Raw genomic sequence first — 15,960 nt, forward strand, 5'->3', positions numbered from 1 at the left:
TGATTACAACTTAGAGTCCATCCTCTTCCTTATGGGAAGAAATTCGTATCATTATCCCCCTCCGATGCTCCTGGCGAAAGACCTGCGAAAGTCCATTCACAGCTATAAGGAGTCGCTCAGAATGAGAACAGGCACTGACAGTTTTCTCACGAAATGATCCGCCATAGTCTTTGGACAGACCTTTCCATAACAATCCAGCAGTGCTTGTCCCCATCCGTCCTGGCGCTTATGCTGTCACGCTTCTATCTTTGGGAACGTACCTGTAATGCTGGTATGTGGTTGTCAAGGAACTTTAAAAGGAAAAACATCCCTTTACTTATTAGCCAGCAAACTTTCCTATTTTCTTTCTCCCATTTTCAATTTTTTTATTTTTTCTTTTAAACGGTTGATTCTCAGATAAATCGCATTTGGAGTCAATCCCATTTTTTCAGCAATTTGCTCTGTTGGAATATCCAACATCCGGAAAAATACGATCTGCAAAGTCTCTTTATCTGCCGAACGCAATAGATTAAAAAGTGCTTCGTTTTCTATTTCATCTAACAGAGCCTTTACTGTAGTTATGTTTTCCCTATCTGCACTGCACATAGTTGCTAAACTAATTTCTACTACATCTGAATTTGGGAATTGATGCTCATTATAATTCCTTTCCTTTTTGAAATCTTCCCAATCTTGTTCTCGTAACTTAAGAATGATTTCTTCCTGAACTCCCAATTCCCTCATTTTTGATTCCTCAGCTTCCTTCCACTGTTTCCATTTATATTCTTCTTTTGCTTTATTAAAAGCCATTCCTTCTTCCTCCGATCTGAATTTCTTGAAATCAAATCGGAGTGGTGGCGGTGACCTTGCCTTCTCACAGACAGAAGACCGTATAAACCAGAGTTTGCTCCACAAAAAGAAAGATGCCGCAATCCTGTTTTGAATTGCGACACCACCAAACGTTGTATATGAAGTTAGGTTTTTCTCTTTTGTAGCTCTTTCTGGCACATACACTGCTCCTTTATGTCATGGAACGGAGTCCATTCTTTCCATAAAGAAGTAGTATACAAAACTAAGCTGTCATCAGACTGTCAGTTGTCTGTCAAATAACTGTCAGTTTTTCTGTCATTTCTTTTACAATTATAACCAAATCTTACCATAAAAAGCAGGTTCCATTTTCAGAAACCTGCCTTCTATGATTCCTTATAACCTCTTAAACAATATCCAACCTCTTTTACACTGATGATTATATGTTCTGCACTTACATCTACTTTTTTCAATTTCCGTTTCAATCGATGTACCATACAGTAAATAATATTTGCAATATCCCCATGTGGGTACTCCTGCCATACCAGCTGATAGATCTGACTGTATGTATATACTCTTCCCGGTGTAGACGCTAACAGATATAGGAAATCAAACTCCCTTTTTACAACGTGGATTCTTTTATGCTCCCATTCTACTGTTCTTTGAAGTGGAAGGATTTCCAGTTTTCCAACTATGACAGGAACTTCTTCTTTTCTTTCCGATTTCCACTCTGTATAGCGGCGGATCAATGCATATGCCTGCAGGCTGATTTCTTCTGTACACAGTTGCGTCAATACTACATCCGCTCCGGCCTGAATGATCTTATTTCGCATTTCAGAATGATCCGGTAATAAAACAATCACAGGTGTTATCACCATCTTTCGGATGGTTTCTACAAGTTGGCATATGATTTCCGGTTCTTGCTTTACTGCAATTAAAATCAAATGATACGAGAACACTGTCAAATGAGAAAGGGCATCCTGAATATTTTTTGCCTGATAAATCTCTGTCTGCTGTTCCGGTAAAACCAAGCTTTCCCATAGCACTTCTCCTTCATCCGCAATTACTATAATTCTGTTTTTCTTCACACCCCCATCTCTCTGCTTCTCATATTACAATTCCTCCACATGATTTTCCGAATAATGATAAAAAATAGTTTCCAGTTCCTTACAACACCAGAAGAAATATTCACTACACGTTACATGAATGGTTGCCTCATCTGTCATGAGACTCACTTTTTCAAAACATGGTCTGCCATCAACTTTCAGCTCCTGCAATTGATGCTCCATGATCCAATAAATATCTCCACTTCTAAATGGTCTATGAGAAATATAACGGTAAGAAAATCCTTTCTTTCCTGCATTCGAATTTAAGACCTGATGTGCATATTCCTCATACTCTCCAGGAATCACTTCCCATAAGGGAATTACAGCTTCAGCAGTTTCACTTGCCCTTATCACTTTCAATATATCGCGCATAACAAAAGGCGGCATGATGCACATATCTTTGATTTTACTGCGCGAAATGTGTCCTCTTCCATCATTCCCAGACCACTGAATCACTCTATCACAGATTTCATACCCTTCTGAGGATGAACTGAGCAAAATTACATTCATATAAGTTGACATTTCTACTATTAATCTTACGGCGCTTTGAACCTCGTTTTCTTTCATATCTTGAAACAAACTTTGAAATATATATTGTTTTGAGGTATCAGCAACAAGTTTTATCAAAAACAGTATTTTTTTCTCTCCCAATGTTAATTCTTCTATTTGACAATTTTCTTTCATTTTCAAACCAGCAAGTTCCAGCATCGCTTGAATTGAAAGTGGATCATTTTTTAATGTGGGAAGATTAGAAAGATATTCCCTTACCTTTCTATCTCCCCCCCCCCAAAAAAAATCAGTAATTTTTGCAAAGTTTTCAATTTTACAATCCAATACAGCGGATAAAAATGAACATTTTTCTGCTTCTTTTTCTGTATCGATCACAATACCAATAACTTCATACTTTCTTTTCATTATAAGAACACCTCTTTTCTATAGCTTAATTGTAAAACACAAATGTCACAGAAATGTCCTAATCTCTAAAAAATATTGTATTTTATTGCGTTTCTCATTTATAAAATTCCTTTTTTAAGACAGCATACTGAAAAACGGAGGTTGTAGCCCAATAATACAGCAAATAAATCCCGCTAAATACTGTCAATGTAACGATTCCATAGGTCAAGAATAGATTTTCCTGCAAAATTGCTTCTCCAAATACTTGATTTGCCCCTACAATCAGAAACATCATTATAATCATCGGAAGAATCGCCGGAATGAAAAACAGAACCCCTACTTCTTTTTTTATAAGGTTTCTTCTTGTTTTTTGTGCCACTCCCATTTTATCCAAAATCTGATAATTACGTCGATTATAGTCTATTTTTGAAAGTTGTTCAAAAGCTAATATTGTAGAAGATAAAATAATAAAAATAATACTTAAATATAAGCCACAAAAAGAAATTGCTGCAAATCCAGTTAAAGAGTTTTCAATGCCCCATGCCTTTACCGTTACGCCCATCGTTACCTGTTCTGGCAAACCTTTTCCATCCTGAAGTACAGGAGTCCATGCATTAGGATCATGTAAAAACTTCTTCAGCGCTTGTTTTAATTCTGGATATCCTCCATTTTCTAATTTCATTACCAAACGAATTTTTTCACCGGAAAGCTGGGTTGCCACTTGATCAGGCACTACCAGAATGTATCCTCTTGTGCCTGCCATTTGATATTGTTCCATCGGTTCTGTATAAATTGCTGTTTCTGCAATTCCGAGAACACTGCCCGCTAACAAAATTTCGCTTGTTTGCTCTAACGCTTTTTGAATTTTCTCTACATAATTCCATGTATCACAATGAATAAAAAATTCATTTGAAGACAGACTTACAGATTTTAATCCAAGCATACAACGTAAATGATTATAATCGGACAACGCTAATGCTTCCACCGGATAAGCATCTGTTGCATAAAGATAATAAATCAGTTCATCTTCTACGCTACATTGCTGCTTCGTAAATTCTATCATTGGCTGTAGGCATTCTTTCGTCAGTGGAGCATCCAGCGCAACACCCGCATCATATGGATAATAAGCCTCCATATTCGCCTTATATCCTGCTCCCGTAGAAAGACCTGCAAACATCGTACTCAGGGATACCGTTAAAAGGATTGCGATGACTGCCATAAGCTTTCCGGCAGAATCTACTTTTCTTCCAATCTGTCCCAAATAAAATAGGTTGATGTCCTTATATCTTCTACGTTTACTTTTATTCAAAAGTCTTAACAGCAATACTGGTAAATTACGATACATTTCGTATATTCCTATTGCTGATAAAATTACAGCGCCAATCATCCAAACGTAGAATACATTTGTTTGAACAGACATTCCCTTTGCCAACAGACAGCCTCCCGTAAGGATACATAATACCGACAGAATAATCAGTGTAATATGAAATCTTACAGAATGCTTCTTTCCATTTTCGTTTTTCTGATGATCATAAAGCATATCTACAATTTTACGTTTACGGATAACCTTTGCTGCACGCAATATTCCGATACCGTACATGAGCATAAAAAGTATAAAAGCTGTTGCAAAAGCCTTTATGGAAAAGGAAATATGATAGGTATGCGGCATCTCAAAAATATGGTTGATAATCTGCACCAACACTCCGGAAAGTCCAATTCCTGAAAAAGTTCCTATAAAGAATGCAGCCATTCCAATCACACCATTTTCAATAAAAAATAGTTTTTGAATATTTGAGGTTTCCATTCCCAGTAATTCATAGGTGGCGAATTCCTTTTTCCTTTGTTCCAGCATAAAGCGTATTGCATAGCTGATTACAAAAGATGCAATCAATGCTACAAGAACGGACATTCCCAATATGCCTGATGTTAGCATGGACATATTTTCAGACATAGAAAGGACGTCTTTTGAAAATCCAAGCGAAAGAAAGGAATACATCATGGCAGCAGTCAGAGTAATGGTAACAAAATAGATTACATAATTTCGTATACTTTTTTTCATATTTTGTATTGCGAGCTTAATATACATCACTTACCCCGCCTCCCATCATGGTAAGAACATTCAGGATTTTATCAAAAAATACCTTACGGGTGTCCCTGCCTTTTAAGATTTCAGTGAAGATTACACCGTCACGTAAAAATAAAATACGATTGGCATAGCTTGCCGAAAATGCATCATGTGTAACCATCAGAATGGTTGCCCCCAGATTCTCATTCATACTCTGCATGGTAGACAGCAGCATCTGAGATGAGTGGCTGTCCAAGGCCCCTGTCGGTTCATCCGCCAAAATCAGCTTCGGGTGATTGATAATTGCTCTGGCACAAGCACATCTCTGCTTCTGTCCACCGGAAACCTGATATGGATATTTATCCAAAATATCAGCAATATTCAGACTTTTCGCAATCTCTTCCACTCTCGGTTCTATTTCCCTGACCGGAATGTGGTTAATCGTCAGAGCCAGAGCAATATTCTCACTAATGGTTAAAGTATCCAGCAGGTTAAAATCTTGAAAAATAAATCCCAGATTTTCTCTCCGAAACTTTGCAATCGCCTTTTCTTTTATCTCAGTTACATCTGTACCATCCAAATAAATATGCCCTGCGCTTACCGTATCTATGGTAGAAATGCAGTTCAGCATCGTTGTTTTTCCTGAGCCTGATGCACCCATAATGCCTAAAAACTCACCTTCCTGCACAGAAAAATCAATATCCTGAATCGCTTTTGTTACATTGCCTTCATTTCCATAAAATTTTTGAATATGGTCTAATTTTAAAATTTCTTTCATGATACTTCACCTCGTCTTTTGATATTATGATTGTAACGGATTTCTGCCTGTGTTTGTATCAAGTTTTCTAACAAAATTCTAACAAAAATGTAAGAAATGCAGGGCTTTTCTTAGCCCTGCACCTGATGAATAAAATGATTGATTTGAAAGGACAGGATCATTGTCGTTCCTGTCTCGCCTGACTGAGCGGCAATTCCAATTCCCAGCTTATCACAAAGTCTTTTGCAAAGATAAAGCCCTATACCGGTTGCATTTTGCCGGATACGTCCATTTTGCCCGGTAAAACCTTTCTCAAAAATACGGGGCAGATCATTTGCACAGATCCCGATTCCATGATCTTCTACAAAAAGAAAAATCTGATCTCCCTGCACCTTGGTATAAAAGTGCAATACGGGATGCTCCCGGCTATATTTTACAGCATTGACAATCAACTGATCCAGAATAAATCGGAGCCATTTGTCATCCGAATAAACCGTCAGTTCACTCTCTTCTGTCTCTAAGGCAACCTGATTCTGCAATAAAAGATACTTGTTATCTGCAATCGCCTGATGCACCACATCAAATAACCGGATTTCCTGAACAGAATAATCCTTTTCCGTATATTCACTACGGGCATAATAAAGCGCCTGTTCTGTAAAGCGATTGGTTTTTTCCAGTTCCCTCATCAGTTCTCTGGTAAAAGGCTCTTTATGATTTTCACACAACAGTTTCATTGCAGTAATCGGTGTTTTGATTTCATGAATCCACTGCTCAATATATTCCCGGTACTCCTGTCTCTCCCTTGCTACTGTTCCAATCTGTTCCAGCATAGATTTGGACGCCATTTTTAAGAGTTGAAAATAAACCTGTTCTTCGGCATGTTCCGGTTCCGGAAGCATCTCTGACAACAAGTATTTTTCTTCCAGTCCTTCTGCCATCTTTACTAATCTATTTAATCTCCTTTTTCGCTGATGATAGGTAAACGTCAGTACACTAGCCAGTAACATCGTCCAGATGATAAGAATCACTGCAATACTATCTACATTATTTCCTACAAAGAACAGAAAAACCGATAACAATACCATACAGACGATATTGATGATGAAAATAGGGATTTTGTCTTTCCAATACTGTTTTCCATTCATAATGTGTACCCCTGACGGTATTTCGTTTTAATAAAGTCTTTAACACCAATCTTTGATAATTTTTCTCTGATACGTCCAATATTTACACTCAATGCATTATCATCTACATAGAGCTGATTGTCCCATAAATATTCAATCAGATCTGCTCTTGTGCAGATAGTTCCGGCATGTTCAAATAGATAGTACATAATCTTCAGTTCATTTTTTGTGAGTTCTGTTTGCTTTCCTTCCGCTTCTATTGTTCCAGTTTCTAAAGATAAAGAAACTCCTTGATAAGTCAGATGTCTGCTTTGTGTATCAGGATAAGCACGTTTCAGCAAGGAAGCAATCTTTGCAAGTAAAATGGCTGTGTGATAGGGCTTTGTAATAAAAGCATCTCCTCCAAGCATAATACTGTTCAATTCATCCATATCCGTATTGCAGCTGGTAACAAAGATAATCGGAGCCTGTGAAAAACTCCGAATGCCAGAACAAATGGTAAACCCATTTTCTTGCGGTAATTTAATATCCAATAAAATCAGATGTGGATTTATTTTTCGCACTTGTTCTGTTACATCAGAAAAATCTTCAATAACAGATGTGTGATATTTATTTCCCTCCAGTACTGTTTGCAGTTCTTTACGGATCACTGGATCATCTTCAATAATTAAAATTTCTGTATTCATAACAATCCTCCTAAACCGCATTATAACATAATACAGCTAAAATTGGAGCAAGTTTCCCTGCTCCAATTCGTTTTATTCCATTGTTTTGATTTGGTCAACAAGAGATTGCTTTTTCAAATTTCCCGTTGTATATGCAATTAATATCAACTGAACAGCCAACAGAACAGCCGAATATATCAATACAACCGGCCATGGGAATGAATAGAAAAAATATGGATTTAATGACCGCATGATCTGAATACATAAAATCCCAAGTCCAACTCCTAAAATCAATGTTACAAGCACAGCAAAGAGTGAATAAATCATGCCCTCATAGCAAAGCATTCTGATGAGTTGTTTTTTGCTTAAACCAATCGCCTGTAACATTCCAATTTCCTGCTTCCGAGACAAAAAATTTGTAATGGTTGTATTTACGAGATTGATCAGCGAAAAACACACAACAATGATAGCTACTATCAGAAATGCACCGAAAACTAGTTGCTGATTTCTATTATAATAATTTACGCTTTCTTCTATGGTATCCATAACCAAATCACTGTTTTTATCTATCAGCTGATTTAATGAAGTTTCAATTGTATCGAATTTATCTTTGTCTGTAATTACGGAAATAGTACCTGTGCAATCCATCCCGGTTCCCTCATTTATAAGTTGTTCCGGGAGAGTAAAACATTTATCGAATCCCGTATAATTATAATCGCTTACTATGCCTTTCACAGTATAAGTTTTCGTCATAATATCACCGGATACATTTTCGTAATCAACTTCTACTGTATCACCTAAAGCAACATCCATTCCATTGAGATCTGCACGTTCTTGTAATAGGATAATTCCATTGTCCGCAATCAATTCATCATAATCAGCGGTTCCTTTTATGAGATTTTTTTCTAAATCAGATTGTTCATCTTGACTAAATCCCTGAATCCAATCTTCAGAAATTCCATTTACACGATATTCTGCGTCCGTATAATACCACCGCTTGATTCCGGTAACACCATCGATAGCTTCGATTGTTTTCACAAAATTTTCATTCAGCATATTTTTTTGTTGTAATTTAGTCAACGAAACTTTTGCAGTATCAAAGGATTGATTAGCATTAAGGTGAATATTAAATTCGCCTTTTGAAAAATCCCTCCCACGCGCTTCTGCAACTCCATCATAGGAAACTAATATCGTTGAAATCAATACAACTAACACGCCTCCAAATGCGAGTGAAAATATGGTTAATATAGATTTTGTTTTTTGCCTAGACAGATTCATTTTAGCAAGTGATGCAGGCGTTATTTTTCGGTACAGCGCCGAACTTTCTTTAGACTTTCCTTTATAATCCGAATATCGAAGAGCCTCCATTGGAGATACTGCGGCAGCTTTTTTTACAGGAGTATGAATAGAGAGCATTACCATTGTAAAAGCAAAGAACCCACACCCAATCGTCACACATAAGGAAGTCAGCCAGTACCAGCCCTCCGGAATCAGAAAATATCCGATTACGTTACCTATAATCAAACCAATGGAAATCCCAACAGCAGCAAGTAACTTCCCTTCTCGGTAAACCATTTTTTTAATCTGCCGTTTCGTTGTTCCAATCGTGCGAAGCTGTCCATAGTTACGTATATTACTTGCAACGGAAATATAAAAAATGGAATAGATCACAATGCCGGAGCCAATAAAAGTTACAAATCCAATCACGAAATAAAATAGCATTTCACTTCCAGAATTTTCACTCTTCACATTAAAATAAGTGGAGCGAACAATCACATTATCATCGGGGATGTGTAATTGTTTTGCAAGAATGTCTGCATATTCCGTAGCATCTTCTTCGCTCATGTTTTGAGCGTCTTTTAATCCAAGGTAATAATCTATAACCGTATTATTTCCATACTGTTGTTTCACTAATTCTTTCGATATAATAGCTGTATATCGTCCAATATCTCCAGTTTCAACATTTAAGATTCCTGTCAACCTGAAATCATGATTCATCCCGTCAGAAAATGGTATTTTAATTGTCTGTCCTAATTCAGTTGAATACCCCAAGCTGTCCAAAAAAGATTCCTGTACTACAATTTCATCTTCCGCAGTTGGTAACTTTCCCGAATAAGGCATACTTTGAGATTTTAGCATATCTGCATTTGCGTAAGTAAAATTTACGGTTGAATGGTTTATTTCTTCCGAAAATGCATTGAAAAATTCTCCAATCCACGCGATCTCTTTTTCTTTATATAATTCCGAACCCTCTTTTTCTGAAATTGCATGATATACAATCTGTGCTGTTTTTTTATTTAGATTTTTTGTTTTCTGTGTAATTCCAAATCCATAAAGGGTAATTGCAGATAATAATGTACTCGCAAGTGCAATCGTAATAATAATAAAGATATTTCTTTTTCGATTTGCTGATATATTCCTGCGAGATATACGCTTTATTATGGTTTTTGTATCATTTTCAAAAGGTAACGTCATACAACTCCCCCCTACCCTACTATTTTTCCATCTTCGATCCTCACAATACGATCAGCAAGCTGCGCAATAGCATTGTTATGTGTAATCATTACTAACGTTTGATCGAACTCTCTACTGGTTCTCTGAAGCAGTCCTAAAACATCCGCACTGGTTTTAGAGTCAAGGTTACCTGTAGGTTCATCGGCCAGCACAATTGCAGGCTTAGCAACCAAGGCTCTTGCAATCGCCACTCTCTGCTGCTGACCACCGGAAAGATTATTGGGCATGCTTTTCAGCTTATCTTCCAATCCCAGCATAGTAACAACTTCATCCATAAATTTCTGATCTACGGTATCTCCATCTAACTCTACCGGAAGGACAATGTTTTCATAAACATTTAAAATCGGAACCAGATTGTAATTTTGAAAGATAAACCCGATATTCCTCCTGCGAAAAATAGTAAGTTGTTCATCATTCATTTTAGCCAGTTCCTTCCCTGCCACAACTACACTTCCTGATGTTGGAGTATCCAATCCTCCCATCATGTGAAGCAACGTGGATTTTCCGGAACCTGAAGTCCCTACTACTGCTACAAATTCTCCCTGCTCAACAGAAAAATTTACACCATCTAAAGCACGAGTTATATTAGGTTCTGTGCCATAATATTTTTTTAAATCCTTTGTCTGTAAAATTATCATAATCACTACTTCCTTTCTTTGTTTGATGAGTATATAGTAACGGTCAAATGTTGCAGAAATGTCCTAAAACTCTGTGAAACTATTTAAAAATGTTTTAATTTGATGTATTTCATTTTTCATAATCCTAAACGGTTTCATCTTTTAAAACTTCAACAATAATATCCCTACGAATTTTCCGGGATGCCACCATATAGATTCCTCTGATGATAGCAAATGTGAGTATGATATATACTACTACCCCCCAGAACGGAAAAACCTTAAGAAATTCTATAACTGTTATATCTTGTAGCCAAATTAATATGGTACTGACTAAAATTAGTATTGAGATTCCTATTAACAAAGGTTTGATTACAAGAAGAAATCCTTCTGTATAAAGTAAGTGACATAGCCCTTTTTTATCAAGACCGACAGAGCGCAACATAGCAAACTCCTTTTTCCTTTGATATAAACTATTTAATATAGCTGCCACTGCCGATGAAATACCAACAATCCCAAAAAGTGCTGTCAAACTATAAACAATTAACATTGTAGCATTTGTCAGTTTATCTCTATCAGCTGCTCGTTGTGTTTTACTGGAAGTAAAAAAATCATTCTTACTCAAATATTCACCACAAAGTTGATCCGCTCGACTTTGTACTGTAACATCTTTCCCTTGCTCAGTACGAAGATTCATATAGGTTCTATAATTATATACTGCACGATCTTCCCCAAAATTGTTTATAATATCATAATACTCTTCCATAGGTACAATAATAGGCAGAGTATAAAAAGCAACATTCAAACCTATGTCTGGCATCTCTGTAAGTACAGAAGATATTTGGATATCAAAACTATAATTTCCTTGAACAGAGTCTAAAAACTTTTCCGTTAATTGTAACTTCTGACCTTCTTTTATATCCAGATATGACACCTGCTCTTTTTTTGCTTCATAACCCCTAGCATCCGGATTCTTTGCAACTGAATTAACAATAATAGCTGATCTGGAATTATGGGAGGAAATTCCTGCATTCTTTAGATAAGCATTATAAGTATCCTGTTCCAAACCAATTAATGTACAAGGAATTCTATATCTGCCATCACGTTTAACAACATATTCTCCAGCTGCTTTCGTATCAAATCCTCCATATGAAAGAAATTCTTTAGACAATTCTTGCTCCGAAAGCCAACTTGCACACATTGCCATCGTATAAGTTGTCTGTTCTTTCACGTCTGGAAGATCTTTTAATTTCTGAATAAGCGCCGGTTCTATCCGCTGACCAGATTCTAATGTAATATTTATATCAAAAGGATTATCATGTTCTGCTTTCGTATTATTAACATCCGAAACAGAAAAAACAGCCAGAAAACTAAACATGAGTACCATACATAAGCATAATGTTACAGTACAGGTCCGAAATAATTTCTTATTTGCGATAAGAGAGTTAGCTGAGATTTTCCCCAAAAATCCAAAACACCTTTTTAAAAAGGTATGTTTTGCTGATTTTTCCAAAGAAACATTGTTCCAATTCTCCTTTATAGCTTCTATTGGACGTATTTTTCCCATTTGTCTTGCAGGTCCGGATGCTGCTAAGAGCACTGTTAAAAAAGAAAGCATTATTGAAATGATTGCAATCCATGGTGAGAAAGAAACTGAAATCTGATTTCCTGTTACTTCGCGTGTCAATTTGGAATATGCGGTCAATACTCCATAAGAAAGCAAATGACCAAGTCCTATAGAAATAACAATTGGAAAAAAAGATAACCAACGTGCTTCATATTTAACTAGCTTCCGTATCTGTTTTGGCGTCATACCTATTGATTTTAATATTCCAAGTTCCTTTATTTTTCGCTTAGCAGAAATGGAAAAGGCTCCGCGGATAATATAGGCAAATACCGTCATAGAAGCAACAGCAACTATCAAAAGTGAAAGAAAAAGTTTAGGTAAATCGCTGCTCCAGAAGTGCCCCGGCTCATAAATTCCATACATTCCGAGCAGAGCTGTATGATAACGATATGGATATTCACCATATTCATCTTGTTCCAAACCAATAGCCTGTGCAATCTGAGGGACTGTTTCATAGATTTTCCTTGGATTCTTTGTCTGGGTATATACAACTACACTAGCATCTTTTGGCGTTTCTTCCAGATTGAGCCAACCATATGCAGGATAACCATTATATGCACTGGAAACTGTCCTATCAATTTCTCCAACAATGGTATACTGTACATTATCTGTTTTTACAAATACTTCCCCATCTTGAAGTGGGGACAGGAAATCAACAATTCTATTATCTTTTCTCCGTTCACCTAATTCTAAATCAACGGTATCACCGATTTTGAAGGAAGGATTATCCTCAAAAAATTTTTTCCCAACAACAATTTCACCCGGAGCCTCTGGAACTCTTCCACGTATAATTAAATTTTTTTCATGCATGGATTCCCAATATTTTGCATCACAATTTTGGACTAAAAGATAAGGATCATTTTCTCTAAACGATAATAGGAATGTTTGGTTATTTCCTTTTACCATAACGTCTTTGATATTTTCATTCTTTTTGATAAGTTCAATCTGATTTGCCTGAACTTCTAATATCTGTGCATCCCAATTCCCTGAATCAAAAATTTCCTGCTGCACTCTCTGATTCCAATAACTCTGCACAAGAGAACATAATGTACACATAAAAGTAGCTGCAATTAATATGGCAGACATAATAGAAAGTGCTGTCCGGTGATTTGCTTTAATATTTTGTTTGGCAAGTTTTTTGACAACTGCATTTGTATCATTTTCAAATGGTAAAGTCATAGCCATTCACTCCTTTCGGTATAATTATAACTTTTAAATATTGCAGAAATATCCCAAAAGATAAACAGTTAAAAGGTGGTTTGCTTTATTTTAGGATGTTTTTTAATGAAAGTATCCTTTCTATTGAATTGTTTTCTTTTATTAATCTGCCGTTTTGATTCGTTCCACCAATGAATCTCTGCATTGAATTTTTAGACAGATAGTAGAAATTACGATGGATATTATTACTAGACAGATGCCATAAATCAGTAATGAAATAAAAGGAAACGTATATTGAAAATAAGTTAAGCCATTCACAGACAATATCTGCACTAACAAATACCCCATCAAGTTTCCTGCCACAACTGTAATAATCAAACAAGGAATAATCAGTAAGACACTTTCATGCAACAGCATTTTCTTTATCTGTTTTTTTGTCATGCCGATAGACTCCAGTATTCCAAATTCTTTTCTCCTTGTACTGATACGACTAATTAAGGTGTTTGTTAGATTAAAAATACTAAACATAATGACAAAAACAGATACTCCATAAACTTGTATGCTGGTATTATGAATCGTATTTGTCGAAGATGCCTTTACCTCTTGTAAAGTTTCCATTACCAAATCAGAGTGGCGAGACAATATTTCATTTAACTTGTTTTCTACTGATTTTCCCACTTTTTCATATTCTGGTACAGACAAAGTTAAGGAAGCAGTTAAATCCATATCGCCCCACAATTTTTCTATGGTTTCTTTAGGAAGATAAAAACCCTCATTCATGCTTTTTTCGGAAGTACCGGCAATCAAAACATCCATACTATGTTCCGAACCATCGAACCATCGCAATGACACTTTTTCTCCTGTTGACGGACAAGTATGATAGACTTCTTCCTGTACGCTTTTCCCTAATATAACCATAGCATCTTGTTTCACCAGTGTTTCGTATGTCCAATCAACAGGAAGCGTTTTCATAATTTCCTCCTGATTATCAGGTGTAATCGGAATAATAGGAATTTCTAATTGTTCATCGTGATACTCAATAATGGCCGCTGTTCTCTCTGCAACATGAATCTCTTTGATTTCCGAGATTTGTTGCAATTCTTCCATGAGTTCTTGCGAAAAAGGTGTGTCAACTTGATATTCCGAAATACCATACGGTTTGGGATTGATTAATGTATTGTGGTTAATCGTAATATAGTATTCTCCATCTTCCAAATTCCCCATTCGCGCAAAGGAATCTGGGTTCCATGATGATATAAAAGTGGCTCCAACCATAAATAAAACCCCACCGATTGCAAGTGAGGCAATCGTCAGATTGTGTTTTTTTCGATCCTGCTTTTCACTCAATAAGGCCAAGGAATACGGTGAGAGGCGAATATGATTTTTTCTGTTCCGCACTTTGCTTTCTTTTAGATAAGTAGTGTTTCCAACATATTTCACTGCTTCAATAGGAGAAATATTTGAAGCTATTTGGGCAGGCTTATATACGGAAATTTGTACAATGATATTTCCTAATATTATTGCAAAAATACTTGTGGCTATGGCATTGATAATCGTTATTCCGTTTGGCTCTAACAAATATGCAAATATGATACCTACTGTAATACCGGCAGGTATTCCGAATAGGCAGAAACGATACCCCTCTTTACGAATCATCCGCTTAATTTGTTTTTCTGTCATACCAATAGTTTTGAGTTGTCCAATCTGTGATACTTGATTTGATACAGAAAGGTAAAACACACTGTATATGACAATTGCGCTTGAAAAGGCAATAAAGAGAGTCGCTAAAAAAACACCTCCCATTCCTGATCCACTAATAAGTGAGGAACAGAATTTGCTATTAAAATAAAGTTGATTCCTACTTATGTCTTGGGATGAAGCCAGACGATATACTGTATTCTCAAAATCAACAAGTCCCATTTCTGTCGCACCATTTACACGAATTAAGGCACTATACGGAATATCAGATAATAACACTCCCTGCTCTGCATACGCTGGGGAGACATAAAAGTAAAATGTTCCTGTTTCCACATTATCAGTAAAACCAGTAATGATGAAGTCCTCTGTTTTACTCCCCGCCGTTGGTAAAGTGATGGTATCTCCTATATTTAGCTGATACCCCAGCTTTAATTGAACATTTTTATCAATTACGATTTCATTGTACTGTTCTGGACAGGTTCCACTGACTAATTCATAGGAATTTATAATTCCAAAACCACTCGGCATATAAACCGCTTCAAATTTGATTCCATCCATTAGAAAGCTGTCACTATGCTTATATGGTACAATGTCCTCAAGAACAGGCTCTTTTTTCAGAACTTCTATCTGTTCTGCTGTAAGGCCACCAATGGTGGCTTGTTGCATTTGCTTTAAAATCTTTTGCTCACTAATTTTAGTTCCCTGCTGGAATAAAGAAATTCCAACAATTAAACTAACTGCTAATGCTATTGTTAAGATATTAAAAAGGCAAAAAATACGATTTGCTGATACATTGCGTTTTGCCAACTTTTTTGTAATAGCACTGGTATCATTCTCAAATGGTAATGTCATCCCCATTGCCCCCTTTCTCCATTATCCTAACTCTCAAATGTTGCAGAAATGTCCTAAAATTCTTTTTTTCTAAATTTTTTCAAAAAAAGGCAGTCCGAATAAA

11 protein-coding genes are annotated in these 15,960 nt (G+C 36.3%); all 11 read right to left on the reverse strand.

Going from position 1 to position 15,960, the window contains the following annotated elements:
- Positions 1-336: 336 nt before the first annotated feature.
- Positions 337-984: a sigma-70 family RNA polymerase sigma factor gene (locus DW650_RS19910; RefSeq protein ID WP_049892855.1), complete on the reverse strand. Its 648-nt coding sequence runs from the start codon at positions 982-984 to the stop codon at positions 337-339.
- A 185-nt stretch (positions 985-1,169) separates the two neighbouring features.
- Complete coding sequence (locus tag DW650_RS19655) at positions 1,170-1,871, reverse strand: response regulator transcription factor (RefSeq protein WP_009247970.1); 702 nt, start codon at positions 1,869-1,871, stop codon at positions 1,170-1,172.
- A gap of 24 nt (positions 1,872-1,895) precedes the next feature.
- Entirely contained in the window at positions 1,896-2,804 is a 909-nt protein-coding gene (locus DW650_RS03015) for a hypothetical protein (RefSeq protein WP_118199047.1), read from the reverse strand.
- Between the two features lie 94 nt (positions 2,805-2,898).
- Positions 2,899-4,869 (reverse strand): ABC transporter permease, encoded by a 1,971-nt coding sequence (locus DW650_RS03020; protein WP_117510422.1) that lies wholly within the window; start codon positions 4,867-4,869, stop codon positions 2,899-2,901.
- Positions 4,859-5,626, reverse strand: coding sequence for an ABC transporter ATP-binding protein (locus tag DW650_RS03025; RefSeq protein WP_117510423.1), 768 nt, complete (start codon positions 5,624-5,626; stop codon positions 4,859-4,861). Before DW650_RS03025 ends, DW650_RS03020 begins: the two co-directional genes overlap by 11 nt.
- A 110-nt stretch (positions 5,627-5,736) precedes the next feature.
- Positions 5,737-6,750: a sensor histidine kinase gene (locus tag DW650_RS03030; protein WP_117510424.1), complete on the reverse strand. Its 1,014-nt coding sequence runs from the start codon at positions 6,748-6,750 to the stop codon at positions 5,737-5,739.
- Complete coding sequence (locus tag DW650_RS03035) at positions 6,747-7,415, reverse strand: response regulator transcription factor (protein WP_117510425.1); 669 nt, start codon at positions 7,413-7,415, stop codon at positions 6,747-6,749. Before DW650_RS03035 ends, DW650_RS03030 begins: the two co-directional genes overlap by 4 nt.
- 72 nt (positions 7,416-7,487) lie before the next feature.
- Positions 7,488-9,869 (reverse strand): ABC transporter permease, encoded by a 2,382-nt coding sequence (locus DW650_RS03040; RefSeq protein ID WP_117510426.1) that lies wholly within the window; start codon positions 9,867-9,869, stop codon positions 7,488-7,490.
- Positions 9,870-9,880: 11 nt separating this feature from the next.
- A complete protein-coding gene (locus tag DW650_RS03045; protein WP_009247978.1) occupies positions 9,881-10,546 on the reverse strand; it encodes an ABC transporter ATP-binding protein in 666 nt (221 codons plus the stop codon).
- Between the two features lie 124 nt (positions 10,547-10,670).
- On the reverse strand, positions 10,671-13,328 hold the full coding sequence (locus tag DW650_RS03050; RefSeq protein WP_117510427.1) for an ABC transporter permease: 2,658 nt from the start codon (positions 13,326-13,328) through the stop codon (positions 10,671-10,673).
- A 141-nt stretch (positions 13,329-13,469) separates the two neighbouring features.
- Complete coding sequence (locus DW650_RS03055) at positions 13,470-15,863, reverse strand: ABC transporter permease (RefSeq protein ID WP_117510428.1); 2,394 nt, start codon at positions 15,861-15,863, stop codon at positions 13,470-13,472.
- Between the last annotated feature and the right edge of the window lie 97 nt (positions 15,864-15,960).

Origin of the sequence: Roseburia sp. AM23-20 (assembly GCF_003470905.1) — a bacterium.
GTDB classification, from domain to species: domain Bacteria; phylum Bacillota; class Clostridia; order Lachnospirales; family Lachnospiraceae; genus Roseburia; species Roseburia rectibacter.

Excerpts from the sequence above, each read along its gene's own strand:
- DW650_RS03025 (WP_117510423.1), bottom strand. The coding sequence starts at position 5,626 with ATGAAAGAAATTTTAAAATTAGACCATATTCAAAAATTTTATGGAAAT.
- DW650_RS03040 (WP_117510426.1), bottom strand. The coding sequence starts at position 9,869 with ATGACGTTACCTTTTGAAAATGATACAAAAACCATAATAAAGCGTATA.
- DW650_RS03035 (WP_117510425.1), bottom strand. The coding sequence starts at position 7,415 with ATGAATACAGAAATTTTAATTATTGAAGATGATCCAGTGATCCGTAAA.
- DW650_RS03050 (WP_117510427.1), bottom strand. The coding sequence starts at position 13,328 with ATGACTTTACCATTTGAAAATGATACAAATGCAGTTGTCAAAAAACTT.
- DW650_RS03015 (WP_118199047.1), bottom strand. The coding sequence starts at position 2,804 with ATGAAAAGAAAGTATGAAGTTATTGGTATTGTGATCGATACAGAAAAA.
- DW650_RS03055 (WP_117510428.1), bottom strand. The coding sequence starts at position 15,863 with ATGGGGATGACATTACCATTTGAGAATGATACCAGTGCTATTACAAAA.
- DW650_RS03030 (WP_117510424.1), bottom strand. The coding sequence starts at position 6,750 with ATGAATGGAAAACAGTATTGGAAAGACAAAATCCCTATTTTCATCATC.
- DW650_RS03020 (WP_117510422.1), bottom strand. The coding sequence starts at position 4,869 with ATGTATATTAAGCTCGCAATACAAAATATGAAAAAAAGTATACGAAAT.
- DW650_RS03045 (WP_009247978.1), bottom strand. The coding sequence starts at position 10,546 with ATGATAATTTTACAGACAAAGGATTTAAAAAAATATTATGGCACAGAA.